We start from the raw sequence: 26877 nt of genomic DNA, 5'->3' as shown, positions 1-26877 counted from the left end.
TACTGCGCCGCTCCGGCAGCGGCGCAGAGGTGGGGAATGGCTAGACCGAGTACAGCCGGGGGCGCGGCTTCATGCGGTCGCTGGCGATGATGCTGCACATGTCCTCGAACAGCGCATCGGCTTCTGACTCGGAGCAGTCTTCACGATAGCGCTTGCGCAGGCCGTAGCTGCTGAGAGTGATATGCACATCGGCGATAACGTCGTGCTGCGCCAAACAGGCGCGTGCGCAGTGCAGCGGGCAGCCGTCAATAGCCAGAATCGGGCGGCCCGAGTTGGCCTTGTTGACCAGCGAGCTGACCCGCCCGCCGACACCGGCGATGCAGGACATCTCCGCCAGCCCGGCACGGTCGAGGCGCACCGCGAGGGTGTTGGCCAGCTGCGCCACGTTGGAGCAGCCCGAGCAGGAATAGACCAGTGGAAGTGGCGGCGTCGACATGGCGTTCTCCAGTTCGGTAAGACGATTGTCAGTATCGCGGCCGAGGCGGCTGGCGCCTTTGACGATCATCAAGAAGCTGAGGCGATCGGTCGCAGGTCACTCCTGGTAGGCGGCCAGGCCCTGGCTATCGAGGATCTCGATGCGCCGACGTTGCACGCTGATCATTCCCGACTCGATCAAGCGGTGCAGGATGCGCGAAAAGGTCTCCGGCTGGATGCCCAGCTTGGACGCGATCAGGCGCTTCGGCACGTCGAGCGTGACCACGCCGCTGTCGTCCTCCTGCGATTGATAGAGAAAGCGCACCACGCGATGGCTGGCATTGGCCAGCGTCAGGGTGTCGATCTCGTTCATGCGCTGGTGCAGGCGAATGCTCAGGGTGGCGAGGATGTCGAGGCAGATGCTGGGGTGCTCTTCGAGCATCCGGCGGTAATGCTGGCCGTGCAGGCTGGCGACGAGACTGGCCTTGAGCGCCGTGGCACTGACCGGGTAGTTCGGCGTGCCGGTGAACAGCAGCGCTTCGGCGAAGGATTCACCGCCGCGGATAACTTCCACCAGCTTTTCCTGGCCATCGCACACCACGCGATGCAGCTTCACCTGACCACTGAACAGAAAGTAGAAGCGCTCGGCCTTGTCGCCCTGGTGAAACAGCGAGACGCCGGCCGGCAGCCGCTTGAGATTGGCCGAAGCACAAACCTCCTGCAGAGCCGCCTCGGGTAGGCGGCTGAACAAGTGGTGGCGGCGAAGCTCCGCAACAAGTGTCGTTTCGCTGAGCATGGTTCCTCCGCCGGTACGCGTCCGGGGTTGTTGAAGGTTGCATCCTATGAGTCTGGGTAATGGACCTTCCTTGATCACGGACAAGATCCGCGGCCGGGAGCGATCCGTCGGCTTTCGAAAACAGCTTGGGTGAATTGACGATGGTCAATTCGCTTCTGAGCTCAAGTCACTACATTTCACATCATCTTGTGTTCATTAATTTGTTTTAACTAGATATGGTGTGGAGGCGTAATGCCTGGGGTTGACGATAAGAATTGGCCCGTCTCGCTGCGCAAGCGTGACGGGCGACTGGTGGCATTCGAGCTGGACAAAATCGGTGCGGCGATCACGGCGGCGGGTCTCGCTACCGGTGAGTTCGATCAGGCCACTGCGCGACTGCTGGCCTGCGAGGTGCTGGCGCGATTGCCGCAACGCGTGGTGGAAGTGGAACAGGCGCAGGACGCTGTCGAGCGCGTGCTGATGGAGGCTGGGCATTACGCCACGGCGCGCGCGTACATCGTCTACCGCGAGCGGCATGGGCGGCTGCGTCGCGACCGCAAGGCCATCGTCGATGTTGCCTCCTCGATGAACGAGTACCTGTCGCGCGAGGACTGGCGTGTGCGCGCCAATGCCAACCAGGGCTATTCGCTGGGCGGGCTGATTCTCAACGTGTCCGGTAAGGTCACGGCCAACTACTGGCTGGACGAGGTCTACAGTCCGGAGATCGGCACCGCACATCGCGAGGGCGACCTGCACATCCACGACCTCGACATGCTGGCCGGCTATTGCGCCGGCTGGTCGCTGCGCACCCTGCTCAACGAGGGCTTCAACGGTATTCCCGGGCGGGTCGAGGCGGGGCCGCCGAAGCATCTGTCCAGCGCGCTGGGGCAGATGGTCAATTTCCTCGGTACGCTGCAGAACGAGTGGGCCGGCGCCCAGGCGTTCAGCTCCTTCGATACCTACCTGGCGCCTTTCGTGCGCAAGGACAACCTGAGCTACGGCGAAATCCGCCAGGCCATCCAGGAGTTCATCTACAACCTCAACGTGCCGTCGCGCTGGGGTACGCAGACGCCCTTCACCAACCTGACCTTCGACTGGGTATGCCCGGAGGACCTGCGCGAGCAGATTCCCTACATCGGCGGTGAGGAGATGCCCTTCGCCTATGGCGAGCTGCAGGCGGAGATGGAACTGATCAACCGCGCCTATATAGAGGTCATGCAGGCCGGCGATGGCCTGGGTCGGGTGTTCACCTTCCCGATCCCGACCTACAACATCACCCACGACTTTCCCTGGGACAGCGAAAACGCCGACCGCCTGTTCGAGATGACGGCACGCTACGGCCTGCCGTACTTCCAGAACTTCCTCAATTCGGACATGCAGCCCAATCAGGTGCGTTCCATGTGCTGCCGCCTGCAGCTGGACGTGCGCGAACTGCTCAAGCGCGGTGGCGGTCTGTTCGGGTCCGCCGAGCAGACCGGCTCGCTCGGCGTGGTGACCATCAACTGCGCGCGCCTGGGCTACCTGCATCAGGGTGACCGCCGCGGCTTGTACGAGCACCTCGATGCGCTGCTGGAGATGGCCAAGGAAAGCCTCGAGGTCAAACGCAAGGTCATCCAGCATCACATGGATGCCGGGCTCTATCCCTACACCAAGCGCTACCTGGGCACGCTGCGCAATCACTTCTCCACCATCGGCGTGAACGGTCTGCACGAGATGGTCCGCAATTTCACCGAGGACGCCGAAGGCCTGCACACGCTGGCCGGCCGCGCCCTGGCCATCGAGCTGCTGGACCATGTGCGGGCAGTGCTGGTGCGCTTCCAGGAAGAAACCGGTCACCTCTACAACCTCGAAGCCACGCCGGCCGAAGGCACCACTTACCGCTTCGCCAAGGAAGACCGCAAGCGCTTCCCGGACATCCTCCAGGCGGGCACGGCCGAGGCGCCGTACTACACCAACTCCTCGCAGCTGCCGGTGGGCTTCACCGACGATCCCTTCGAGGCGCTGGCGCTGCAGGACGAACTGCAGGCCAAGTACACCGGCGGCACCGTGCTGCACCTGTACATGGCCGAGCAGATTTCCTCGGCCCAGGCCTGCAAGAACCTGGTGCGCAAGGCGCTCGGTCGTTTCCGGCTGCCTTATTTGACGGTCACCCCGACATTCTCCATCTGCCCTGTGCACGGCTACCTGAGCGGCGAGCACGAGTTCTGTCCCAAGTGCGACGAGGTGCTGCTGGCCAACGCGTCGGCGGATTGCGGCTGCACGGCGTGAATGTGTAGGAGCAAGGCGGGGCGTCCCTCAAAGAGGGTTTCTACGCTCCTGCGTGGGAGCCTGCAGCAGGACGCTCCGCGTGATCAGCGTTTCCACGTAGAGCGTGAGGAACGAGCAACGTTTCACCCATCCGTTAGAAAAAGGAGCGACACATGAAAGCCCCCCAACTGCCCGAAGCCCAACGCCAGCGCTGCGAAGTCTGGACCCGTGTCATGGGTTATCACCGCCCGGTTACTGCGTTCAATCCCGGCAAGCAGTCCGAGCATCATGAGCGTCAGCATTTCACCGAGGCGGCCGCCCGGGTAGCCGCGGCGTGACGGCAAGCCTGCGGGTCGGGGGGCTGGTCCCCCTGACCACTCTGGATTTTCCCGATCATCTGGCCTGCGTACTGTTCTGCCAGGGCTGCGGTTGGCGCTGTCGCTATTGTCACAACCCGCAGCTGATCCCCGCCTGCGGCGCGCAGGAAAACTCCTGGGAGGAAATTATCGGCTTCCTGGAGCAGCGCGCCGGCCTGCTCGAGGCGGTTGTCTTCAGCGGTGGCGAGCCGACGCTGCAGCTGGCATTGCCCGACGCCATTGCCCAGGTGCGGGAGATGGGCTTCAAGATCGGCCTGCACAGCGCCGGCATCAAGCCGAAGCTGTTTCGTCAGGTGTTGCCGCTGGTGGACTGGGTGGGTTTCGACATCAAGGCGCTGCCGGAACACAGCACGCTGATCACGGGTATCGAAGGCAGCGGCGCTGCTAACTGGAAGAGTTTGGAGGCGTTGTTGGAAAGCGGCGTCGCCCATGAATGCCGCACGACCGTCCATTGGCAGTTGCTGGATGCCGAACGCCTCTGGGATATGGCGCAGCGCCTGCGCAAGCTGGGCGTCGAGCGCTTCGCCGTGCAATGCGTACGCACCGCCAAGATGCTCGACGAGACGCTCGCCGAAAGCTGCCCGTCGTACGACCAGCAAAAACTCTGGGATCGCATGGGGCAGCTGTTTCCGACGTTCGTCTTGCGTGGGTGACGAGATCTGACCGTTGCGGCATCGGTGGGCTGAAGCCCACCCTACGGATGACGACGCAGCCGAAGAGCTTGTACGAGGTGCCCGGTGCGCGCCCTACGAGGGCTTGAGCCAATCTTCAGCAAAGTAGGGTGGGCTTCAGCCCACCATGTCGACAGCCGTCCGCCATCCGGGTGACAGAAAAACTGTTTTCGCCTTGCCGTCTTTCTGCTTTTTTGTCAGGCGCACCGTTGTGGCATCGGTGGGCTGAATCGGAGTGCCGCCCGGCCCACCCTACGGTGATGACGCAGTCGCAGTGAGAGGCCGGCTCCGTGCTCAGCTCCAGCCCCAGAACTGCAGATACCAACCATAGCCGGCGACTGCGGTGCCCAGACCTACGCTGGCAAAAGGCGGTCAGTCGGCGCAGGCCGTTGGCGCCGTGGCGGCTGATGACCTGCCATGCCAGAAGAGGCTCCAGATGACCGCGCCGGCCAGCATCCGTATTGCGCGGGCGAGTCCGGGCCTCTTCGGTGATGAGGCCCGTAGGGTGCGTGATGAACCAGGGGCTAACCGTCTACTGGAAAGCGCCCATCGCCAGCGCGATCATGCCGAACAGCAGCGTACTGACCCAATGACCCTGTTGCGGCTGCTCGCCGACGATGAGCAATCGGGTGTCATCGTGTATCCGTCGGAGCAGCGCCAAGGAAAATCTGATTGAGTGCCGCGGCCGTTGGTGAGCCTGGAAAAGCATCGAACCGGCCATTTGCCAGAGCCTGAGCTGCGTTATGAAAGCCCTTCCATGCCGCGCGTGCCAAAGCTCCGCCAACGCTGATTCGTCTGACTCCCAGGTCCGATAGCTCGCTCACCGTTAGTTCACTATTCCAACCAATCAGCATGTTGACGGGTTTTGGCGCCACGGCCGAGACGACAGTCGCAATCTCATCGAGGGTTCTGATCCCAGGCGCATACAGGCAGTCGGCACCCGCTTCGGCATAGGCTTGCAGACGTCTGATCGTGTCCGGAAGATTGGGGCGCCCCACGAAGAAGTTTTCCGCACGAGCGACCAAAAGCGTGTTGGTGCCGCTTGCATCGATTGCCTTGCGTGCCGCGCGGATGCGCTCCACCGCCTCTTGGATATCCCGGAGTGGTGCCCGCGTATCGCCCGTTGAGTCTTCGATCGAGAAACCGGCCACCCCGGTTGCCACGACGAGCTGTACGCTTTCGAAAACGTCGCTGGGTGCTTCGCCGAACCCGCTTTCGAAGTCCGCATTGATTGGCAGATGAGTGGCCTGCACCATGCTCCGTACGTGTTCCAGAACGGCATCGCGCTTCATATATCCGTCCGGCTTCGCGCAGGACCAGGCGTGGCCGGAACTCGTCGTCGCCAATGCCTTGAATCCCATGCCTGCAAGCAGCTGCGCGCTGCCGGCATCCCAGGGATTGGGCAGCACGAAGCATCCGGACTCATGCAGCTTCCAAAACGAATCGCGCTTTGCGGATACAGTTGGGACGATCATAAGAACTACCTTTCGTTGCCATGCGGCTGGGTCAGGGAACAACGAATGCTGGTTCAGCCTGGTAAGCGTTGTGAAGCAAATCCAAGAACGGCTTCGATTCTTCGATGGCGCTGGGTCCAATAGCCGTAACCGCTACCCCGGGTGTCCAAGAATTCATAATTGCAGCCCCTGAAAAATTCGCCACATCGGCGGGTTTGATTTCTTCATGACGCTGCGGAACATCAAGGCGGGTTAACTGGCGCTGAACTATTCCCATCATGGTCCCTGTCAATATTTGCGCTTTGGGCCAAACGACGGAGCGACCATCCCAAAAAACAAGATTCCAAATCGTCGCCTCACTTAACTTGCCGTGCCGATCGGTAAACGCGGCGTCATCGAAGCCCTGCTCGACAGCCCGGTGCAAGTAATAGGTTTTCGCTCCCTCGCCGACGTGTTTGATAGATGGGAGAAACCGTTCATGCTCCACGATGCCAAGGCGCACCGGGCCTGACGGACCGTTGAACGGCAGGTCTGTGCGCACAAGAATGGCGGGCTCCGCCTCCATGCTCTTGGCGGTGAACTCCCCTTCTGGAGAGTAAACCGTGACGGTGAGCGACTGATCCGCCGGGCCATTTGCAATCGCAAGGCGGAAACTCCGAAGCACGTGCTCATCGGGCAGCGCCATGCCAAACAACCTGAGCGTAGCTTGCTTCAGGCGGGTCATATGTAGATCCAATCCCTTGACCTTCCGATTTCGGACTTGCATGGCGGTAAAATGCGCAAACCCCGAGAAAGCCAGAGGCATCATGTCATCAGCAGTTGCTGGCGCACCGTTGATGAGTGTCGGGTAAGTAGCGGCTTGGACAGACATTGCGTTGCTCCTGCGGTTTTGATTCGGAGCACGCACTCTAAAACCTGACAGCGCTGTTAGAGTCAAGGGCCTATGAAGATTGGTGAACTATCCAGGCGTAGCAACGTGAGTATTCGAATGCTTCGCTATTACGAAGCGCAGGGCCTTCTCAAGCCCCACCGCACGGAAGGCGGATTTCGCGAATACGGTCCGGTTGACGAGCAAACGGTTGAGCGGATCAAGCTTCTGGGCTCTGCAGGGATGACGCTTGCGACGATCAGGCAGTTCGCGCCTTGCCTGCGAGGGGAGAGTCTGGTCTTCGAACCATGCGATGAGCTGCGCACAACGCTACGTGACCAATTGGATCTCATCGACCAGAAGGCCAACAAGCTGATGCAAACCCGCAAGGTGCTCAAGAAATTTCTGCGTGACGTTGAGTCATGACATCCGAACATGCGTGTCTTCCTAATATCCGCCGCTGGACGAGTGCAGTCGCTCGATCTCAACGTCTACCTCACTTCACCGCTTCGCCGAAAACTCGCCCGATAGTTCGTCAGCTTCAGACGAACGTGCTGGCTCATATCGCCGCTGAGCATACACAGGCGTGGCCTCTCTTAAACTGAACACACCATGCAGGTAGAACTGCTCGCCGGCTTCCTTGGAGAAGGCCAGTTCGTTTTGGCTGACCAGAAATGACGAACCCACCCGTTACCGCGATCTTCCATGTCCTTCGTTTTGCGAAGGTGAGCAGGAGATCGGACCGTTGTGGCATCGGTGGGCTGAAGCCCACCCTACAGGTGAGCACGTAGCCGCGAAGTAGGGTGGGCCGGGCGGCGTTCCGTTTCAGCCCACCCTTCTATGCCAGGGCGCACAGGCCCGCGCCGAGCTCAGTTCCAGCCCCAAAACTGTAGATACCAGCCATAGCCGACGACCGCGGTGCCCAGGCTCACGCAGGCAAAGGCGGTCAGGCGGCGCAGGCCGTTGGCGCCGTGACGGCTGATGACCTGCCAGGCCAAATACAGGCTCCAAGCGATGGCACCGGCCAGAAGCAATGCGCGGGTTGGCTGCGCCCAGGCGAGGATGAAACCTTCATAGCGCAGCAGCTTGATGGTCGTCGCCGAGAGGCCGAGAAACAGTCCGGCGCCGCCCAGGGGCGTCAATGTCAGCGCCAGATGGTGGAACAGGTTGTCGCCCCGGTTCATCAGGCGTACCGCGCCGCGCAGCAGCAACCAGAGCGCACCGCCGATCAGCAGCGAACTGGCGCCGATGTAGGTCAGGATCGCCGCGCCGTCGAGCCAGCTGAAGGCATCATTGGCCTGCGGGTAGTGCGTCAGCAGCCACCAGGGTGCGTTGGCTTCGAGCGGCCAGAAGATGTCGCGATCGATCAGCCATTCGGCGGCGGTCTGCTTCAGCGTGATGAACCAGGGGCTGACCGTCCACTGGAAGGCACCCATGGCCAGGCCAATCATGCCGAAGAGCAGCAATGTGCTGTCCCAATGACCGTGTTGCGCCTGGTTACCGACGATAAGGATTTCCTGATTAGGTGAACGGGCGGCCAGGGCGACCGCGCCACGCTGACCGCTGCAACGACCGCAGGCATGACAGTCGCTGTTGCCCTGCATGCGACGAATGTCGATCAGTGGGGCGCAGTTGGGCGTGGCCAGTTTCGGCCCCTGATTGGCCTGCCAGCGCTCCTCGTCCACTTTGTAGTGGACCGGTGCGAGACGCGCCAGCAAGTTGAACACACCGCTTACCGGGCATAGATGCTTGCACCAGATTCGCTTGCCTCTTCCATAAAGGTAGCCAACCAGCATCGCCGCCACGGTCGAACCGCCGAGAATCAGCGCCGCGGCCCGGCCATAGTCATACACGCTGATCAGCTGGCCGTAGACGGTGGTCAGAATGAACGCGACGGTTGGCCAGCCGCTCCAGCGTATCCAGCGTGGCGTGCCCTTGTTCAGTCCGCGCCAGCTGATCCATTCGCTGAGCGAGCCTTCCGGGCAGAGCACGCCGCACCAGAGGCGGCCGAAAAGCACCATCGACAGCAGCACGAAGGGCCACCACAGTCCCCAGAACAGGAACTGGGCGAACACCGTGATGTTGTCGAGCATGCGCGCCTCGGAAGGCGGCAGCGAAAGAGCGGCAGGCACCAGCAGCAGGACCAGATAAAAGCCGACCACCAGCCATTGGATCAGGCGGATGGCCTTGGCATGCTGGCGCAGCAGATCGCCGATGCGCGCCAGCCATGGAGCGTTGGTGATCATGCGGTGCGGGCCTCCAGACGAGCCTCCGGTTTCGGTCGCAACCAGGCCCAGACGGCCAGCCAGTACAACCCCATCAGCACCACGGCCGCCAGTGACGGCATGGCGCGGTAGCCAGTCAGCCCCGCGACGGTGCTGCCTAGGGTGCCGCCGTCATCGAGCAGGGCGGAGGTGTCCCAGAGCGGATCGCCAAAGACGCTGTAGAACACTTCCGGTATATCCATGCCCATCAACTGGCCGCTGAAACGGTCGAGCCCGGCCATGAGCAGGGCCGCACCCAGCAGCAGCAACAGGGCTTCGCTGACTTTGAAGAAATGCTTCCAGGAAAACAGCCGACTGCCGGCTTGCAGCGCGGCGTAGCTGAGCAGCGCGAGGATGAAGCCGAGCACGCCGCCGATGACGAAGCCCATCAGATCCGTGCCTTGCTGCTGATGGCCGATGCCATAGAGGAACACCACCGTCTCGCTACCTTCGCGGGCGACAGCGAGCATCGCCAGCACCAGTAGGCCGATACCGCTGCCCTGGCTCAGGTGCGCGCTGGCGCCTTCGATCAGGCTGCGCTTGAGGTCGCGTCCGTGATGGTGCATCCAGCCGACCATCTGCAGGATCAGTAGGCTGGCCGCCATCAGCATGGCGCACTGGAACCATTCGCCCGCCGGACCGGCCAGCCAGTCGCCGGCCCTGAGAATGCCCCAGGCCAGCAGCGTCGCCAGGCCCAGCCCGGCAGCCACGCCACCCCAGAGCATGCGCAACGCATGGCGATTATCCGGTTGCTGGCTCAGCCAAGCATGCAGAATGCCGATGACCAGCAGGGCCTCGACGCTTTCGCGCCAGACGATGAACATGGATTGGCCCATGGCGCTTCTCCTGTTGGGTGGCCTGAGGGCGGGCTCGGTTTTGCTATCGAGACCTCAGCCGTGCAGACCACAGGGACTACTTGGCGATGATTTCCCCTTCGGGAAGATCCATGTGGAACTCGTCGAAGAAGGGGTAACGGCCCGGTTTCAGAGGGTGAATTACGACGAACGAGGTGACGCCGGCCGAGAGGACCTTTTCCACCCGTAGTGGCGTGCTTTCGAATTCGGTCGGGCCGCTGCCGGCGTTGTTGATGATGATCTTGAAGCGCTGCCGGGCCGGCACCTCGAGGGTTGCCGGCTCGAAATGGCCGTCGCGGATGGTCAGCTCGTAGGTGGGCAGGCCGGCGTGGGCGCCGCCGGCAAAGCCGACGACGAACAGGGGCAGCAGGTGCAACAGGACGCGTCGCATGGCTGGCCTCCGGCTCAATAGCCGCCTTTCTTGCCGATACCGGCGTAGGTGAACTCGTAGTTCAGCTCGCAGCGTTCGAACCAGGGCGCGACGCCGGTTTCCTTGTCGACGTGGCGACCGAACATGGTGTGACCACCGCCCGGCGGCAGGATGGAGAAGGTCAGTTGGTACTTGCCGGGCCCCATCAGCTTGACGTTGTCACCGTAATGCGGGCCGTCGTTGGCCACCATCGGGTGGAAGTCGCCTTCGATCTTCTCGTCCGAGCCTTTCTTGCTCAGCGAATATTTGATGTTCAGGTAGGGCACGAAGCTGCCTTCCTGCCAGCCGTTGCGGTTGTCTTCGGTGGCGGCAATGTCGGCTTCCAGATGGACGTCGGATTCGGCGGTGGCGCGCATCATGCCGGCCGGCTCCATTTCCACCGGTTGCAGGTACACCGCGCCGACTTCCATGCCGCCGCATTGCTGCGGCTCACCGATGGGGTATTCCTTGGCTTGGGCGAGGGGCGTCAGCATCAGTGATGCGATGGCGAGGGTAACGGGAATACGCATGTAGCCTCCGTGAGGAGCGTTATGAATGACGAAGCAAGACTCGCAGCTGCAAGGCTTAACGATAATGATTCGCGTCAATTCTGAAGGAAATACTTTGTTACGTATAGCGCGGTGCGGTCATAGTTATCCCGCCGTGATGGCTCAAGCGCGCGGCTGACCTGCGCTGGCAGCATCCCGCTGCGTTGAGTTGTCACACCCCTTGCGGCCGATCGTTGAAGGCATTGCGAAGACCGGCTGACCCCCGTGCTCGGAAATTTCTGCCTGTTCTCTGAGCTGCGGCCTACCATGTGCTTTTCGAATCAGGGGAGCCTATGCAAACCGTTGTGCTGGACGCCCGAACCGCCCGTGTACTGCCTTGGCTGGTCGCTATCGCGTTTTTCATGCAGACCCTCGACGGCACCATCCTCAACACCGCATTGCCGGCCATGGCGCGCGACCTCGCCGAGGACCCGCTGCGCATGCAAGGCGTGGTTATCGCTTACATGCTCACCGTGGCACTGTTGATACCGGCGTCGGGCTGGTTGGCGGATCGCTTCGGCACTCGGCGGATATTTTTCTCGGCGATCCTGTTGTTCACGCTTGGCTCGCTGCTCTGCGCGATGTCCACCAGCTTCAACCAGCTGGTGATCTCGCGGGTGATACAGGGCATGGGCGGCGCGTTGATGCTGCCGGTGGGGCGTTTGGTGGTGTTGCGTGCCTATCCGCGCAGCGAGTTCGTGCGCGTGATGACCTTCATCGCGTTGCCGGGCATGGTCGGTCCGCTGATCGGCCCGACTCTCGGCGGCTGGCTGGTGGAATACGCGTCCTGGCACTGGATCTTCCTGATCAACCTGCCGGTCGGCCTGATCGGCTGCATGGCCGCGTTTCGCTTCATGCCCGATCTGAAGAGCGCCGAGCGAATACGCTTCGACAGCTTCGGTTTCCTGCTTTTTGGTAGCGCGATGGTGCTGATCACCATCGCGCTCGAAGGGCTTGGCGACATGCACATGCCGCATGCACGCGTCCTGCTGCTCATCGTGATCGGCGCAGCCTGCCTGACGGCTTATTGGCTGCGTGCCGGACATGTCGACAAGCCGTTGTTCAGCCCGGCGTTGTTCCGCGTCCGCAGCTTTGCCGTGGGCATTTTCGGCAACCTGTTCGCGCGTCTGGGAAGCGGCGCATTGCCGTTCCTGCTGCCATTGCTGCTGCAGGTGGCGCTGGGCTATTCGCCGGCGCAGGCGGGCATGCTCATGATTCCATTGGCGCTCGGCGCCATGTTCATCAAGCCCTTGGCCAAACCGTTGATAGACCGTTTCGGTTATCGCCGCATCCTGATCGGCAACACGCTGCTGCTGGGCTCGCTGATCGCCAGCCTGGCGACGATCGATGCGCACACTCCGATGGTGCTTCTATTGCTGCACCTGAGTTTGATCGGCATGGTCAATTCCATGCAGTTCACCGCCATGAACACCGTGACCCTGGTAGGGCTGAGCAACCAGAACGCCAGCAGCGGCAATAGCTTGCTATCAGTGGTGGTGCAGTTGTCGATGAGCCTGGGTGTCGCTTCGGCGGGTGCGCTGCTGGGCGGCTTTACCGTGCCCGGAGCCGATGGCGAGGCCGTGCTTCGCGCATTCCACCTGACTTTTCTATGTATCGGTGCGATGTCGATGCTGGCTGCATCGCTGTTCTCTCAGCTCGACAGCAGGCGGGTTATGGCCGCCCGACTCATCGATGACGAATGACCGAGCGTCAGATCAACCGATGCACAGATCAGCTTCCTCTTCTTCCGGCATCTCGTTCGTCACGATCACGCGCGCGTGGTGGCTATCTTCGTCCTCCATGCGCAGGCCGAAGTAACGGGTGTCATTGGCATCCCAGAACGCTTCGACCTGAGCCATCGTGGCGGCCTCGAGAAGAACCTCCAGGCTGTGTTCCAGGACGATCGTATAGAGTTTTTCAGCAGACATGATCAACAGGCTCGCGCTCGATTCGGGACAGTGGCTGCGCCATTGCAGCGGTGATGTCATTCTGACAGCTAACGGCTTCACCACAGCGCCCACTCATCGCCTTCCTGTTGTCATCCGCTGAACGGTTGATGTGTCACTGCCTTGCGGATGAGCAGCCAGAGCCATTGAACGAACTCATGTCTCGACGCCCTCGCCGGACCAGGCCGGCGGCGCCTCGGCTTCGCGCTCGGGCTTGTCGTTCGATGTTTCTTCTTCGGGCTGGCCGAGCAGCTCATTGGCCGACTTCTGCACCTGATCGATCTGCTCGTTGAACGCATTGACGGTATCGCTGACAGCCTCGCGCGCCAGTTCCTGCACGGCCTGCTCGGCCTTCTCCGTGATCTTCTGCGCCGATTCCTCGGCGACCTCGCAGCCGGCCAAGATTGAGCCGATCAAGGCCACTAGCGTCAGGGAAGCAATGGATGCTGGTTTCATGTGTTATCTCCAACGGTGATGAAAGCCCCGACAAGCCGGGGGCGGTAGAGTTATGAATGGCGGTTCGTTTCGGTATCGGCGAGAGGCGGGTCGTTGCGGGTCTTCCACAGCGACAGCAGCACGCCACCGACCAGCAGGCCGACCGTAACGCTCAGGGAAATCGCCGGCGGAGTCTTGCCAATGATGCCGACCAGGAAGATCTTGCAGCCGATGAACACCAGCACCAGAGCCAGGGCGTACTTGAGGTAGGCGAAGCGATGAATCATCGCCGCCAGGGCGAAGTACAGCGCACGCAGGCCAAGGATCGCGAAGATGTTCGAGGTGTAGACGATAAACGGGTCCTGGGTGATGGCGAAGATCGCCGGCACGCTGTCCACCGCGAACACCAGGTCGGCACACTCGATCAGCACCAGCGCCAGGAACAGCGGTGTGGCCCAGACGACCATGCGGCCGCTGGCATCCGGCTGGCGCACGAAGAAACGCCCCTCATGCAGACCGTCCGTGACGCGCATGTGCCGACGCAAGAATTTCACCAACGTGTTTTCGGACAGATCCGGATGGTCATCGACCTTGCTGAACAGCATCTTCACACCGGTCAGCAGCAGGAAGACGCCAAATACATAGAGAATCCAGCTGAACTCGTGTATCAGCGCGGCGCCGAGGCCGATCATGATGGCGCGCAGCACGATCACGCCGAGAATGCCCCAGAACAGCACCTCGTGCTGGTACTTACGCGGGATGGCCAGGAAGCTGAAGATCATCGCCATGAGAAACACGTTGTCCATGGACAACGACTTCTCGATCAGAAAGCCGGTGTAGAAATCCATACCGGCGTCGCCGCCCTTGACCTGCCAGACCCAAAGGCCGAAGAGCAGGCCGGCCGTGATGTAGCCGGCGGACAACAACAGGCTTTCCCGGACGCCGATCTCGCGATGCTCACGGTGAAGCACCCCGAGGTCGAAGACCAGCAGGCTGATGACAATGGTGATGAAGACGAGCCACAACCAGGTGGCAGTGCCGAGGAACTCGGCCATGAAGAACGGTTCTAGGGTGCTCATGAGCCCCTCCTAAGTCGAAGTTGTACAAACTGCAACTCCGACATGGCAGCTGGGTAGCTGTCAGAGGGGCCCGGCGTCGCGGCGCTAATCTAGCAGGCGCCGTGTGCCGCTCAAGCAATCACTCATTGCAAGGTATTTCATCCTGACAGGCACTGGAGCTGTTGCTGTTTCAGCCGCTTACGCACCGTGACTACGCTGAACGGAGGGATGTACGCATTGCTTGAAACTCAGTGCCTCCCTAGATGCCCAATGCGAAGCGGTCACTGGGCTTATCGATCCAGTTCCTGTCTGGAACGCCAGTCCCGCTTCAGCCTACCCCAAGGTCCCATTCGACTCATGCATAGCTCACGTTCAAGATTTCTTAGTGTTCCGCTCATTGCCGCTCTGCTGCAGTTGGCTGCGCCGATGCAGGCGCAGGCGCAGAGTGATCCGTCGTTTCTGTCCGACGAGGTCTCTTCTCAGGATGCACGGCGTGCGGCCGAGGTGCTCCAGGATGAGGGGCGGCGCGCCGATGTTCTGGCGACGCTCAGAGTCATTGCGAACGACCAAACCGTGGTTGCGGCAGTAGATGGGACCGGTGCCGATGCCGATGGTGACGCGGCGCCGGCCGAGGCGCCGGTAGCGGCTGAACCAGAGCCGGAGCCGGTGATAACGCCTTTGGAGGAGGGCGGTCTGATAGCGCAGATGCTGGGGCAGGTCTCGCGTTGGGCCGATGGCCTTGGTCAGCAGGTGGGGCAGGTTAGGGATGCTCTGCTGGAACTGCCCGCGTGGTTCGATTCGATTTTCAGATCCCAGGCGGGCCGGGCATTGTTTGTCGATGCGCTGATCGCCCTGACGGTGGTGTTTTCCCTCGGTTTGCTTGTCGAGTGGGGCATGCGACGTTTACTGCGTAGACCCAGCATGGCCTTGCAAGAGCACGCGCGGGAGATCGAGGTGCGTGCGAGCGCTGCCGGGGCGGCTGAGCCTTCTCTACGTGTTCGGCAGCAGCCCGAGCAGATGGACGCCGAGCGTGCCGCCGCAGCGGCCGCTACCCAGCCTGAGCAGTCTGGCGTCGCACTGATGCAAACCATTCGAGACGGAGTCGAAAGGGTTGAGGCCATTCCTCTAGGCGGTTCCGAGCAGAAAGTTGCGGGGACCGCTGACGCGGGGCCGGCGATAGCCGGTGAAAGCGAAGAGTCGAAACCCGCTGCGGCAGAACCCAAGGGTCGGCATAACAGCAGCTTTGGCGACCATCGCGGTGCTCTGCGGCACTTGCCGTTCGCGCTTGGCATCTTTCTGCTGGATCTGTTGCCGCTGGTCTTTTTTTTCTGCGTTGCCGCGCTGGTCGCGCATCTTTACCCCAGCCTCGACGAGCGGACCCGCGAAGTCACCGGCGGGTTCGTTCTCGCTTACCTCTTCACCCGCTTCACCATGGCGGTGGTGCGCCTGCTGATATCGCCGACGGGCTATGGCCTGCGGGTTTTCAGGGTAAGCGGCGAGACGTCGCGGCTGCTGAACAGCTGGGCGCTGTACTTCGTGGCGCTGGCGGCTTTCGGTATCGCGCTGGCGGATGCGTTGCAGCATCTCGGCAGCGGTGCGGCAGGGCGCGCCGCTATCCTGAAATTCATCTCGCTGCTCGCCCATTTGATGATCGTCATGCTCATCTTCAAGCTGCGGCGGCCGGTGCGCGACGCCATCGCGCCCAAAGCGGGCAGCAGCGGGCCGCTCGTGCTGCTCCGCCATTGGGCCGCGCAGGTCTGGGCCATCGCCGCCGCCGCGTTTGTGATGGGCCTGTGGGTCGTCTGGGCTCTCGGCGTTGAGAACGGGTTTCCGAAGCTGATCGAGTTCATCGGGTTGACCGGTGGCATCGTGGTGCTCGGCCGCCTGGCCGCGGTACTGGCGCTCGGTGCGCTGGAGCGGGCATTCGTCGGTGACCAAGATGGTGATACCGATACTGCGCAAACATCAGATGGCGTGCGCAGCCGGTTGGTCGAGCAGCTGTATCCGCTGGTGCGCTGGCTCATGTCGGCGTTGATCGCCGTCTGTGTACTGGTCGCGCTCTTTCAGGCCTGGGGCTTCGATGCGATCAGCTGGTTCGCAGCGGGAACCATCGGCCGCAGCCTGGCCGGCGCCGTGATGACCATCGCGATTGCGGTGATCCTGGCATTGGTGGTCTGGCAACTGACCAATGCCGTGCTCGAGCGGCGTATCACCCGCTGGAGCGAAAGCGGGGAGCTGATGCGGGCCGCGAGGCTGCGCACGCTACTGCCGATGCTGCGTACGGGGTTGATGATAGTAATTTTGCTGGTCGTCGGCCTGACCGCTCTTAGCGAGGTTGGCATCAATACGACGCCTCTGCTGGCGGGCGCGAGCATCATCGGCGTCGCCCTGGGTTTCGGCTCGCAGAAGTTGGTCCAGGACTTTATCACTGGCATTTTCCTACTGATGGAAAATGCCATGCAGGTGGGCGACTGGGTGACCGTCGCGGGCGTCTCCGGCACGGTAGAAAATCTGTCGATCCGCACCGTGCGGTTGCGCGCGGGCGACGGTTCGTTGCACATCGTCCCGTTCAGCTCGGTGTCCACGGTCAACAACACCAACCGCGGCATTGGCAATGCTGCGGTACGGATCAGTGTTGGCTACGACACCGACATCGACCAGGCGATCGCCGAGCTGAAGAGGATCGGCGCTGAGTTGCGTGCTGACCCGGCGTTCGCCGACCTGATCATCGACGATCTGGCCGTATGGGGCGTCGATTCGGTGGATGGCTCGATGGTGACGCTGGCTGGGCAGATGCGCTGTATCGACAAGGGGCGCTGGGGCGTTCAACGCGAGTTCAACCGGCGCATCTTCGAGCACTTCCGCGAGCTGGGCATTCAGATCGCCGATCCGCGCGAGCGCTTCATGATGGCGCAGGAGCCGACCGCCTAGTTTTCATTCGTAGGCACTAGGGTCTGGCTGCGGCATTGCCGGTGGAGGCCGATGTGGCAATCCACCCAGCAAGCGCGGGGCCGGGCAGCCAAGGGCGGCCTGGCGCGAACCAGAGCAGCATGCTAGCGGGTCGGAGGCGGCGAAGACGCAGGAATCACTTTCTCGGCCACGGAGCTGAGATTACCCAGTAGGTCCGCCGAATCCTTCTCGATCCGCTTGTGCAGGAGGAAGTGGTTGGCCAGGCGCCCGATCAGGTGGGAGAAGCGATATTCCAGTGTGCGCGTGAACCGGGTCATCGTCCCCATCGGTTCGCACTCATAAGTCACGAACATCACCAGGCCGTATTTACCGCGCGCGCGTGCCTGCCAACGATGCCCTGGCACGTATTCGATGACATTCCAGAGCAGGTACCCCGCGCAGCCGCCCGTGTACTCAAACTCGGCGCCGGCAGGCAGTGGGCCGGCAGAGCCTTTTATCTCCACCGGATAGTGATGCCATTCGTGCCAGCGCGTTGGAGTGCTGAGATAGCCCAGCACCTGCTCCGGCGACCGGCAGATGTCGATGTGGTGCTGCACCGAGATCATCTTCTTGCGATCTTCGATATGGCCGTCGTTTTCCCAGTACATCGTCCCGTAAATCCAGTCCCAGAGCGGGAACACAACATTGAAGTTGAACCTGTGCATCAGGTCACGGGCGTGGTGCAACTCGTGCAGCCGACGCATCTGGCGCACCCATGGCAACTTCGAGATGGGATGCTGTTCCGGCAGATGTTCGCAGGCATGGAGAATTTCGTAGGCGAGGTAACCGAGCAATAGCGTTCCGCTGAACAGGGCCGCAATGTTGGTATTCCAATGGCTCAGCGCCCAATAGCTCGCCAAATTCACCGCCGCGAAGATGATGATCAGCCACGCCGGGAAAAAAATGACCCGCCAATCCTGGACGCGCTCGTAGCTCATCTGCCCATAAGCGAAGAAGCTGTGATGGTCGCCGGTATGCCGCTGGTAGAACATCTTGCTAAAGCGGCGTTTGAAGTGGCCCAGGTGCTGGTGAATCATGTACTCGCCCCAGTTCTGGAGGATCAGCGCTAGCGGCACCGCCAGCCATTCCCACGGTTGTACGTTCTCGGCACGGCTCCAGAGAAAACCAATGCAAAACGCGCCGAACAGAAAAACAAATCCACCATGCAGCCAGGCGTTGTAGCGGGGCTTGATGCTGGCGCGATACCGCGCGCGAAAGCTGGTCGTATCGAACTGCATGTCTTTGCCCCATCCAGTCTGAAAATTGACCGGACGATAGGGCGTGGAGCAATATTTTCCTAATGGATATTAAGAAAGTCCTTTATTCATGATTACGAATTTGCGACAGATTGACTTGAATCTGTTGTTGATCTTCGATGCGCTGATGCAGGAACAAAACCTGTCGCGAGCCGCTGTGCGCTTGCACTTGAGCCAGTCGACGGTCAGCAACGCCTTGGCCCGCTTACGCGAGCAGTTGGGCGAGCCCTTGTTCCAACGTACCTCACGGGGGATGGTACCTACCCCGCATGCGCATACCCTCTATGGGCCGGTGCGCCAAGCATTGCATCTGCTGCGCATCGGACTGGGTCCACAGGAAGCGATCGATGCCGAGAGCGACCTGCTGTTTCGGGTATCTATGAACGATTACGCGCAGGCCGTGTTTCTACCGGACGTTCTGGCGAAATTGCAGGCAACGGCGCCACGACTGGTGCTCTCCGTGCAGTCAGATAATGCAGACACCCTTGTAAAGCACCTGGGGACCGGCGAACTGGATCTGGCCATCGACTATCTGCACTTCGACGATGACGATCTGCATTACCAGCCGCTGCGTGAAGAAGAACTTGCGGTCATTGCCTGTGCGAATCACCCCGAGCTCAAAGGGCGGCTGACAATGGAGCAGTACCAGAATTGCCATCACGTCTCGGTTCATCCACGCGCCGGGCGTGGGTCGCCATTGGAGATCGTTCTGGGCTCTGCAAAAGTGCAGCGGAAGGTGCAGCTGCTCGTACCGCACTATTTGGCGATTCCCTCGATTGTTTCTCGCTCCCACCTGCTCGGAACCGTGCCCAGACCACTCGCCGAGCATTTCGCCCAACAGTACTCCCTCCAAATTCTCTCTCTTCCTATAGCCATGGCGCCGGTCCAGGTGAACTTGATCTGGCACAAGCAGCAAAACGCAGCCGTCGGGCTGAAGTGGTTGCGCGAGCAGATTGTCTCCGTAGTGAAGGCCCGATAAGAACGTATGCACGGCGGCGGCTGGCAACGGGGTCAGGCTGCCAATATCTCGGGGCGTATTCTGAATAGGCTTTACGCCTTCCCAGCTCGCTCAGCTCCCTGGGCGATTGGAATCTATCCATCGAGCGTACACCGTCATCAGCATGTGCTTTGACTAGCGGGCGCAGCGAGGCGGGAACACCATGCGGTAGTAAAAGATTCTGTGACGGTTCTGGGTGAGGTAGGTAGGGGCGAGTTTCATCCTAGGCATCTGTTGATGCCCCACTTGGATGTGACTACTTGATGTCACACCCGCCGAAACGGCAGGTCCAGACAGCACAAAGCCCCGGAGTACGGGGCTTTGTGCTTGAAGTGGTGGGCCGGGGTAATCTGAACAGTTAACTTAAGTGCATGATTTTATTTAAAAATTTTCGATTAGCTTTCGCTTTGGAATACCGTTTGGAATACCGTCATTCGATCTAAAGCTTCCGGAGAACCTGTCCGAGGTGCAGGCCGGTCTCGGCTTCGTTGAGAATGAGCCGCTCAAGGATTTTCGTCCTAGAAAGCTTATGCCCTTGAGCAAGTCTGTCGAGGGCGGTGTTGACATCGTTGGCGAGTACAAAGTTGTACTGCTTCTTGTTGGGCGAGTTCTCGCGCGTCTTTCGGGTGCCCCACCACCGCTTGATTTTGGCAACGTAAAGCTCCCTTTCGCCTAGGGTCGCATCACAGCGGTCAAAAAAATCCAGTAGCTCACTATGACTTGTGAAAGGGGGAGCGCTGCGGGTTAGTTGAGGCTGGTGCTTCTCCATCCAGTCCCAAGCCATTGAGCATTTTGATTCCTCGTCCTCTCCCTTGAACCAAGTGAAGAGCTTGTCGTGCTGTAGGTGCTCACGCCACGCATATTCAAGGTCGCTCACAGCCGTTTTCTTGTCGCTTAAGCGGGCGTTCCAGAGATCAAAGACTGCAATCACTTGCTGCCGGATCGGCAATGTCGCGAGTGGCTGTGGGAGTTGTCTTTCACCTATAGCTTGCAGAGTTTTCCGTACTAGCCAGGCCGGCTGTCGCCCATCCTTCGCAACCCATCGAAAGTCATAGTCGGCTAGAAACTGAGTGTCTTTGGCGTGCTCAAGGGCCGCTACGAGCTTTGGGGTGAGGTGCTCAGATATCTGCTTGCGCATGACATGGCTATTGAGCTGGCACTCGTCAAATTCAACTCCATCATTAGCCAGTGCATGCCATAGCCAGGCGATCTCCCTCACGGTCATCTTCATGGTGCGAATGAGTTCCGTTTCTACTCTGCCCATTTCAATCTCCAAGAGTATTTATGGATGAATTATAGACGGATTGAAGCGAATATCTATTTTGCTTTATAGATGTTTTGTAGGCGATTTTCTAGATGTTGAAAATTATGCCTGCTTCCCTGTTTTCAAGGGGTTTATGGCCTTTTTACGGGGCGCCATGCCATCCAGGCACTAACCGTTGCCCGGAGCCCCTTCATTAGTCGCGGCAACCTTAAGTTTCAATAGGTACCTACACGAACTGGCTGCGGACCCTTGGCAGTGGTCAATGGCCATGTAGTCGGAGCTGCCACTGCAATAAGGCCAAACGCAATTTTGGGAAGCTCAAGGTGCTGGCATAGGCCAAGGTGAATCGCCGATGCGTTCCGTCCTGGATGGGGTAGCCAGGTTTTTTCTAATTGCCTCTGCAGATCCTCTGAGCCACATACAGAGGAGCCTGCTCATGCGAATCATCCGTTTGAAAGAGGTCATCGATTCGACCGGTTTGGCGCGGTCGACCATCTACAAGCACATCGGGGAGGGCACCTTTCCGAAACCGGTTTCACTGGGCGACCGTTGCGTCGGTTGGGTCGACAGCGAGGTGCACGACTGGATCTTGGCTAGGATCGAGGAGCGTGACCTGGCAGAGGGTGCTGCGACGCGCTCCACCGGCCATCTGAGTGTGGCCAGTTAGATCTGAGTATCTGCGCCATGACTGGCTACGGTTGGTCATGGCGCTTATGCCGGCTGGCTTCTTCAGGCTGCTCGGCACTCGCCAGGAAGCCGGATCGATGTTGCTCCGCATCGATCCGGCAGACTCTGGCTAGGCATCGGTCCACCATGGGCTTTCGATCTGGTTTTTTTCCGGAATACGGTTTCAGCAAAAACTGTCGCTGTGGCTTGGTGATCGGGGTGGATTTTCCGAGCCAGTCGGAGCGGTCAGCTGCGGTGTGGGTAGTATGCTTTTACTAGCTATTACTACCCGAAGGGTTCCCACCTAACCCAGCAGTGGCAAGCATCACTGACCAGATCCCATGCACAAGGAGTCGGGTACTGAGCTACCACTTGAAGTGGCTAGCAGTACAACGCATGCGGATAGGTCAACCAAGTGTCGGTCGAGGAAAGGTAACGGTTAAAAAGTACACAGCTGACACAGGTTATGAAACTCAACCAACGAGAGGTCATAACCATGCTCAACGATACCGATACCACCCAGCGCTACCTGCTCCGTCATCCTGCCAATACCAATCTACATCTGCACTACGACAACACCTTTGAGGGCTTCCGCTTGATGCGTGACAAGGGGCCTTTCATTCGTGAGTACCTGTCCGATCTCAAGCACACCATCGAGCTGGCTTTGGCTGAATATCCGAGGCTCTTGGCCTTCAGAGTGGATCTCCGTTTGCCTCAGGGTGTCGAGCTGCCCGACTACGCCTATACGAACCAGGTCATCAGCCGATTCTTCGAATCGTTTACGAAGAAGATCCAGTACCACCAGGAGCGGGTGGCTGAGCGTGGCTATTCGCGTGGCTGCAAAGTACGGTACGTCTGGTCCCGGGAGGTCGGTCAGGGAGGCCGGCAGCACTATCACCTGTTGATCATGTTGAACCGCGATGCCTATTACACAATTGGGCGTCTGGGTTCAGATCGGGTGAATATGATCAGCCGCTTAGAGGACTCTTGGGCAGGCGCGCTACGGCTATCGGTCGACCAGGTGAGAGGACTTGTGCATATCCCGAAGGATGCTGAATACCGAATCGATCGTGAGATCCGTCGTGATGAGGTCGATGAGCTGCACGAGCTGTTCTACCGAGCCAGCTATCTGTGCAAGGTTGCTACGAAGTCCTACGGGGATCGTCAGCGATCATTCGGCACCAGCAATGGCTAATTGACTAGTGACTGCGCTCTAACACCGTGCTTGTGGAATCCTGGCCAGCCGATGGTTTAGGCTCAGGCCAGGAATCTACGGATGATGAGGGCGCTTTGGAGTGACGGAAAAAGGAGAGCGCTGCCGACAGCATTATCAGTCGGTATATGAACGGAATCAGCCAGAACTCAGCAAGGGCCGTGCTCTTGATGAAAGCTTGCATCATTTCCTCGACCAGCGCCCGGCGGGTAAGAACCTGTCAGCACTTGAGCGTGCGCAAGGTTTGGCGTCGGCATTGTTTTGGCTTGATGCGGATGCGGTTGCTCAATCCGAACTCGCCAGCCTTGCCCTTAGCCGGGTGCTGCATTTCGATAATGCAGTCAGTGCTGATCTACTGCTGCACATCGCTAGCCACAATCCAGACACCCTCCGGTGGGCAATCCGTTACTCGAAGCTGTTTGAGCGTACAGAGTCGCCGCTTTGGCTTGCGCTCAGTGCGGCTCTCGACGGGGATGAGTGGCGTGTCTTCTTCGGTGTCTGCGACCGTTTACTGGATCAGCTGAAGCCTTTTGATGAGCTGATAGCCCGCTCTGATAAGCAGCTTGAGCACTTATCGCTGCTGGAGCTTTTTTCCTACCTCAGTGTGCTGGCCTATCAGACGTTTTCTGAAGACGGTTCCGATGATCCTTCCGGTCAGCAGTGGAAGGTATACAGCCGCATCATCTTGAGGAAACTCCAGACTTGCCCGGAAGAGGACTTTCGCCTGACCGAGTCCCGGCTCGGGCAGTCGTTGAAGCGGCATTTGTCGCCGATTATTTTTCCTGAGTCGTCCGCCACGGATGCAGCCAGATGTCGTGAAAACCTCGAATGGCTGGCTGTTCTGATTGCAGCAACCCAAGAGCGGATCGATTACGAGGCTTCGATAGACTGGTTCTGCTTCGATCCGGAGTGCCGTTACCAGCTAAAGCCGGGCGAGTCGGTTATCTATAATCAGTCGGAGGCGGGAACAGAGCGGTGGCAACGCACCGGGCGTAAGAGTGATTTGCTTTGGCACTACTGGATGAATCGTGCCGTGCACGAATTCGCCCTCTCCGGTATGGCTGAACAAATCATCGGATCACCTGAGAATCATGAGCTAAACCAGCTGGCCTTTATCAAGGCGGTTCGCAGTCAGCTGCAGTTGCAGCAGATTTACGGCTTGGATGATCGCGTCTCGCTCAATGATGGTTCCCAAGTGCAGCTACATCACTTGCTGCTGGCAAGCGAGCTGACCTCGGTTTTCTTTCAGAAAGAGTTTATCCAGCCATTCCAGAGTCATCTGCGAGAATCGGGTGTGCTTGCCCAGGCGCTAGGGCGTTTGGCCATGAATGGCCTGCTTGCCGGGGAAAACCGGTTCCCACTGACCTGCTCCGAAGAGCAAGAAAAGATCCGCAAGATCACAGGCTGGACTGTTTGCGACGAACACCCGAAAGGCAGCGCAGATTCAGCCAAGGCCATCCTTACGTTTTGGACCAGCGACTTCAAATCTCTATCCCAGCAATTGAAGCAGCTACCCCGTATGCCTGCGCCGCGCCTGTACGAGCAGCCCTTCTACAAAATCGGACGCTATAGCTTTCAGTTCCCTTGGGTTGGCGCGCAGCAGAACAACCTGACGGCGGCCATTAATAACCTTCGGCGGGTAAATGCCCGTCGGGCTGACATGCAGACTGAAACCCAGCGCGTAGAACTCGCACTGGCCGAGAGTCTTCGGCAACGAGGCTTTGCCGTTGTGGTGGGTTATCGGCCACTGGCGACCGAAGAGGACGATGCCGGCGAAGTGGATCTGATCTGCCATCAGGATGGTGTGCTACTGCTGCTTGAGGTCAAGTCAGGCTATATCCGCTCGACCAGGCATGAGGTTTGGCTGCATCGCACCAACATATTACGTAAGGCAGCCTGGCAGTTACGCCGCAAGCAGGTGGCGGTACTCAGTGCGCTGATGACTGATCAAGACCTACGCGCCAGATTGGGCTATCGCGGCAAGAAGCCTGAAGCGGATCTGCACGCCTGGATCATCGACACGTCCATTGAGCTCGATGGCCATTCAGTCGATGGCTTCAGGGTGGTATCCCGTGAGGCGCTGGAGGTCATTCTGCGTGATGAGAAGCAGCTCCTCCGGCCCATAGATCAGGTTGACGAGGTAGGCCGAGGTTCGTTTTTTACTGACGGTTTTACTGCTGGCCAATTTGTCACCGTTGTTGAGTCGGGAGAGCTGTGGCAGGGCATCTGCTAGATGCTCGGCGGGCAATAGCTTCGCATATCTGTGGTGCAGCAGCGCTTTTAAAAGTTCGTCTCCAAAAAGCCCAGATACTGCGTTAAACCGGGTGGCTAGGATGCGACTTCCTAATCACCCAGCAGGAGACAATCATGTCCAAGCAACCTAGCACCACCGGCCAGCAGCGTCAGCAACACAATCATCGTTCGGATGCGCTGAACAATAATCGTGGCACGTCGGGCACCAACCCGACTAATGCCCACGCTCATGGCAATCGCGGTAAACAACTCAACCCCAACCAGCGCTAGGATCGCGCTCCCCCGGTTGTCACAGGCCGGGGGTATCAAGGATTTCAGATGAGTAGAGATACTTGCTTTGCCACCCAGGGCGAGCTGGTCAAGCTGGCTTACGATGCATTCGGCGTGCTTCCCCGCAAGGAAGCCAGCCATGACGACATCGACGAGACGCAGAAGAAAGCCATTCAAAAGCAGTTGGCGAGACTGGCCAAAGAAGAAGGCGGCCTGCTCCCGAATTTCGGGCAGGTGATTCAAACGCTCAGCAGCATCCTGACAGCGTATTTGCCCAGCATTCAGATAATGAGTGCCATGGGGGATCCGCTCGACGATCTGCTGGATCTCTACAGCCGGCTGGTTCGGGAAGAAGGCACCTACCTCAGCAAGGCAGAAACCCTCCGGTACTTCATCTCGACCAACGCAATCCCTTTGCTGGTCGTTTCGCTGAATCAGAGCATGCTCAAACACAGAATTGCAGACCTGGCGCTCGACACGCCGGAAGACACATTCTGGTACCTGCCTTCAGTCGCTGAAGATGGCAGCCTGGTAATGCCTCTGGAAAAGGTCATGCGTTGGGTCTATGCACGCTGTAATCTCTCGCAGACGCAGTTCCACTACCCAGGCAAGAACCCGCGAAGCGACAACAACACGCTTCAGCAGAACCTCGACAACGCCATCAAGTGGACGCGAGGCCCGAGGCTCCCGGCGCTTCCTGCCCTGTTTAAAAATTTCGAAGAATCCTTCGCCGCGCTGGCGCAAGGCGGTCGAGAGATACCCCAAGAGCTTCAGGCCAGCATTCTCGTCGCATTGATGGTCGCTCGGGTGTCGAGCTACCTCGCGAGGGAAATTACTGACGCCTACGATCATCAGTACCTCGCCGATGTTTGCCAACAATATCGCGAGTACGCCCTGTGGATCGCCGATGACGTCAACGAGTTCAAGGCGGAACTTGCGCCGGTGATGCAGCGGCAAGAATCCGCTGAATCGGCCCAGCGTTTGTGGCTTAACGCTTGCAGCCACTACTGGGCATTCTTCGACCACAAATTGGCCGCTGTCGCCGACACTGTGCAGCGGCTCAAGGACGCTCGTCCGGGAGCGCCACTACGAGACGATGTGCTCGCTGCACTCAAGAGTAAGTACGGCCTTTTTGCCGTTTGCTCCCACCTTGACCTGACACAGCGACACTCAGAATTTCCCACTCCCTATGGCTTTGGGGAGCTACTGTACGGAGGCTTTGAGCTCAAGAGTGACCCAGCAACCCAGCTGCATCAGATCGACACGTATGCCGCTCAGATAACGGCTTACGGACTGGATGAGCAGCTGTGCTGGATGGTGCCCTGGTTACGCGGGGTCTACCACTACCGTAAGGAAGAGTTCGAGGCTGCAATGCCGCATTTCCAGGCGGCCTTTGAAAATGCCAAGTACCGGGCAGGCAAAAACCAATACAAATTGGTGAACCAATTCGTCGAGATCGCTGCAAAAAATGATGACCGACGCGGCTTCAAGAAAGGCATTGAGTGGGCGCAGTACCTGGGCATTAAGGTGCGCTGGCTGCGTGATGATGAACCGACCGAGGAGAAACTTGATTACGTCTACTTCATGCTGAAAATGGCGCGGTATGACCATCAAATGTAGCGGGGGTGGATGCGCCGATCATGCCTGTGGGCGTCGTCGCTTCACGCGCTTGGCGGATGGCCAGACTGA

General features: G+C 59.6%; 25 protein-coding genes. 12 read left to right on the top strand and 13 right to left on the bottom strand.

Annotation, left to right across the window (positions count from 1 at the left end):
- Window positions 1–40: 40 nt before the first annotated feature.
- Both E0D86_RS15025 and E0D86_RS15020 read right to left on the bottom strand, forming a co-directional pair.
- Entirely contained in the window at window positions 41–436 is a 396-nt protein-coding gene (locus tag E0D86_RS15025; protein ID WP_131650958.1) for a putative zinc-binding protein, read from the bottom strand.
- A gap of 96 nt (window positions 437–532) precedes the next feature.
- On the bottom strand, window positions 533–1210 hold the full coding sequence (locus E0D86_RS15020) for a Crp/Fnr family transcriptional regulator (RefSeq protein ID WP_131650839.1): 678 nt from the start codon (window positions 1208–1210) through the stop codon (window positions 533–535).
- A gap of 231 nt (window positions 1211–1441) precedes the next feature.
- Here E0D86_RS15020 and E0D86_RS15015 point away from each other — a divergent pair, with 231 nt between their 5' ends.
- The 3 genes from E0D86_RS15015 (at window position 1442) to E0D86_RS15005 (ending at window position 4466) form a co-directional block, all read left to right on the top strand.
- On the top strand, window positions 1442–3457 hold the full coding sequence (locus tag E0D86_RS15015; RefSeq protein WP_131650838.1) for a ribonucleoside triphosphate reductase: 2016 nt from the start codon (window positions 1442–1444) through the stop codon (window positions 3455–3457).
- A gap of 152 nt (window positions 3458–3609) precedes the next feature.
- Complete coding sequence (gene nrdD, locus E0D86_RS15010; protein WP_131650837.1) at window positions 3610–3774, top strand: anaerobic ribonucleoside-triphosphate reductase; 165 nt, start codon at window positions 3610–3612, stop codon at window positions 3772–3774.
- Window positions 3771–4466, top strand: a complete 696-nt coding sequence (locus E0D86_RS15005; protein ID WP_131650836.1) for an anaerobic ribonucleoside-triphosphate reductase activating protein — start codon at window positions 3771–3773, stop codon at window positions 4464–4466. The genes nrdD and E0D86_RS15005 overlap by 4 nt, the downstream gene beginning before the upstream one ends.
- Window positions 4467–5116: 650 nt before the next feature.
- On the opposite strand, the gene E0D86_RS14995 is transcribed toward E0D86_RS15005, so the two are convergent.
- Window positions 5117–5959: an oxaloacetate decarboxylase gene (locus tag E0D86_RS14995; RefSeq protein WP_131650835.1), complete on the bottom strand. Its 843-nt coding sequence runs from the start codon at window positions 5957–5959 to the stop codon at window positions 5117–5119.
- A gap of 31 nt (window positions 5960–5990) precedes the next feature.
- Window positions 5991–6809: an aminotransferase class IV family protein gene (locus tag E0D86_RS14990; RefSeq protein ID WP_131650834.1), complete on the bottom strand. Its 819-nt coding sequence runs from the start codon at window positions 6807–6809 to the stop codon at window positions 5991–5993.
- Between the two features lie 72 nt (window positions 6810–6881).
- Here E0D86_RS14990 and E0D86_RS14985 point away from each other — a divergent pair, with 72 nt between their 5' ends.
- Window positions 6882–7232 (top strand): MerR family transcriptional regulator, encoded by a 351-nt coding sequence (locus tag E0D86_RS14985; RefSeq protein WP_131650833.1) that lies wholly within the window; start codon window positions 6882–6884, stop codon window positions 7230–7232.
- Between the two features lie 443 nt (window positions 7233–7675).
- On the opposite strand, the gene E0D86_RS14975 is transcribed toward E0D86_RS14985, so the two are convergent.
- The 4 genes from E0D86_RS14975 to E0D86_RS14960 form a co-directional block, all read right to left on the bottom strand.
- On the bottom strand, window positions 7676–9052 hold the full coding sequence (locus tag E0D86_RS14975; RefSeq protein WP_131650832.1) for a 4Fe-4S binding protein: 1377 nt from the start codon (window positions 9050–9052) through the stop codon (window positions 7676–7678).
- Entirely contained in the window at window positions 9049–9906 is an 858-nt protein-coding gene (locus E0D86_RS14970) for an FTR1 family protein (protein ID WP_131650831.1), read from the bottom strand. Before E0D86_RS14970 ends, E0D86_RS14975 begins: the two co-directional genes overlap by 4 nt.
- Window positions 9907–9982: 76 nt before the next feature.
- Window positions 9983–10315, bottom strand: a complete 333-nt coding sequence (locus tag E0D86_RS14965; RefSeq protein WP_131650830.1) for a cupredoxin domain-containing protein — start codon at window positions 10313–10315, stop codon at window positions 9983–9985.
- Between the two features lie 14 nt (window positions 10316–10329).
- Complete coding sequence (locus tag E0D86_RS14960; protein ID WP_131650829.1) at window positions 10330–10863, bottom strand: iron transporter; 534 nt, start codon at window positions 10861–10863, stop codon at window positions 10330–10332.
- A gap of 311 nt (window positions 10864–11174) precedes the next feature.
- Between E0D86_RS14960 and mdtD the strand changes: the two genes are divergently transcribed.
- Window positions 11175–12584 (top strand): multidrug transporter subunit MdtD, encoded by a 1410-nt coding sequence (gene mdtD / locus E0D86_RS14955; RefSeq protein WP_131650828.1) that lies wholly within the window; start codon window positions 11175–11177, stop codon window positions 12582–12584.
- A 12-nt stretch (window positions 12585–12596) separates the two neighbouring features.
- Here the strand turns inward: mdtD and E0D86_RS14950 are convergent, their stop codons facing one another.
- The 3 genes from E0D86_RS14950 to E0D86_RS14940 all read right to left on the bottom strand — a co-directional run bounded on the left by E0D86_RS14950 (window position 12597) and on the right by E0D86_RS14940 (window position 14341).
- Entirely contained in the window at window positions 12597–12809 is a 213-nt protein-coding gene (locus tag E0D86_RS14950) for a hypothetical protein (RefSeq protein ID WP_131650957.1), read from the bottom strand.
- A 174-nt stretch (window positions 12810–12983) separates the two neighbouring features.
- Complete coding sequence (locus E0D86_RS14945) at window positions 12984–13283, bottom strand: hypothetical protein (RefSeq protein ID WP_131650827.1); 300 nt, start codon at window positions 13281–13283, stop codon at window positions 12984–12986.
- 50 nt (window positions 13284–13333) lie between these two features.
- Window positions 13334–14341, bottom strand: a complete 1008-nt coding sequence (locus E0D86_RS14940) for a TerC family protein (protein WP_131650826.1) — start codon at window positions 14339–14341, stop codon at window positions 13334–13336.
- 336 nt (window positions 14342–14677) lie between these two features.
- Between E0D86_RS14940 and E0D86_RS14935 the strand changes: the two genes are divergently transcribed.
- A complete protein-coding gene (locus tag E0D86_RS14935) occupies window positions 14678–17251 on the top strand; it encodes a mechanosensitive ion channel family protein (protein ID WP_256681233.1) in 2574 nt (857 codons plus the stop codon).
- A 122-nt stretch (window positions 17252–17373) separates the two neighbouring features.
- Here E0D86_RS14935 and E0D86_RS14930 read toward each other — a convergent pair whose 3' ends face one another.
- A complete protein-coding gene (locus tag E0D86_RS14930; protein WP_131650825.1) occupies window positions 17374–18507 on the bottom strand; it encodes an SRPBCC family protein in 1134 nt (377 codons plus the stop codon).
- An 88-nt stretch (window positions 18508–18595) separates the two neighbouring features.
- Between E0D86_RS14930 and E0D86_RS14925 the strand changes: the two genes are divergently transcribed.
- Window positions 18596–19504, top strand: coding sequence for a LysR family transcriptional regulator (locus E0D86_RS14925; RefSeq protein ID WP_131650824.1), 909 nt, complete (start codon window positions 18596–18598; stop codon window positions 19502–19504).
- A 457-nt stretch (window positions 19505–19961) separates the two neighbouring features.
- Here the strand turns inward: E0D86_RS14925 and E0D86_RS14920 are convergent, their stop codons facing one another.
- The gene (locus tag E0D86_RS14920; RefSeq protein WP_131650823.1) at window positions 19962–20786 is read right to left on the bottom strand and encodes a hypothetical protein; all 825 of its coding nucleotides are present in this window, start codon (window positions 20784–20786) and stop codon (window positions 19962–19964) included.
- Window positions 20787–21222: 436 nt separating this feature from the next.
- On the opposite strand from E0D86_RS14920, the gene E0D86_RS14915 reads away from it, so the two are divergent.
- The 5 genes from E0D86_RS14915 to E0D86_RS14895 all read left to right on the top strand — a co-directional run bounded on the left by E0D86_RS14915 (window position 21223) and on the right by E0D86_RS14895 (window position 26808).
- On the top strand, window positions 21223–21453 hold the full coding sequence (locus E0D86_RS14915; protein WP_131650822.1) for an AlpA family transcriptional regulator: 231 nt from the start codon (window positions 21223–21225) through the stop codon (window positions 21451–21453).
- A gap of 495 nt (window positions 21454–21948) precedes the next feature.
- Window positions 21949–22647, top strand: coding sequence for an inovirus Gp2 family protein (locus E0D86_RS14910; RefSeq protein ID WP_131650821.1), 699 nt, complete (start codon window positions 21949–21951; stop codon window positions 22645–22647).
- A 100-nt stretch (window positions 22648–22747) separates the two neighbouring features.
- Window positions 22748–24898 carry an NERD domain-containing protein gene (locus tag E0D86_RS14905; RefSeq protein ID WP_256681232.1) on the top strand — a complete coding sequence of 717 codons (2151 nt, stop codon included), beginning with the start codon at window positions 22748–22750 and terminating at the stop codon, window positions 24896–24898.
- 134 nt (window positions 24899–25032) lie between these two features.
- A complete protein-coding gene (locus E0D86_RS14900; protein WP_131650820.1) occupies window positions 25033–25188 on the top strand; it encodes a hypothetical protein in 156 nt (51 codons plus the stop codon).
- Between the two features lie 48 nt (window positions 25189–25236).
- The gene (locus E0D86_RS14895) at window positions 25237–26808 is read left to right on the top strand and encodes a hypothetical protein (RefSeq protein WP_131650819.1); all 1572 of its coding nucleotides are present in this window, start codon (window positions 25237–25239) and stop codon (window positions 26806–26808) included.
- The last annotated feature ends 69 nt before the right edge of the window (window positions 26809–26877 follow it).

Source organism: Pseudomonas sp. IC_126, assembly GCF_004331835.1.
Classification (GTDB): Bacteria; Pseudomonadota; Gammaproteobacteria; order Pseudomonadales; family Pseudomonadaceae; genus Stutzerimonas.
Note: the sequence above shows the minus strand (reverse complement) of the source record. Positions and strands in the feature narration are given on the sequence as shown.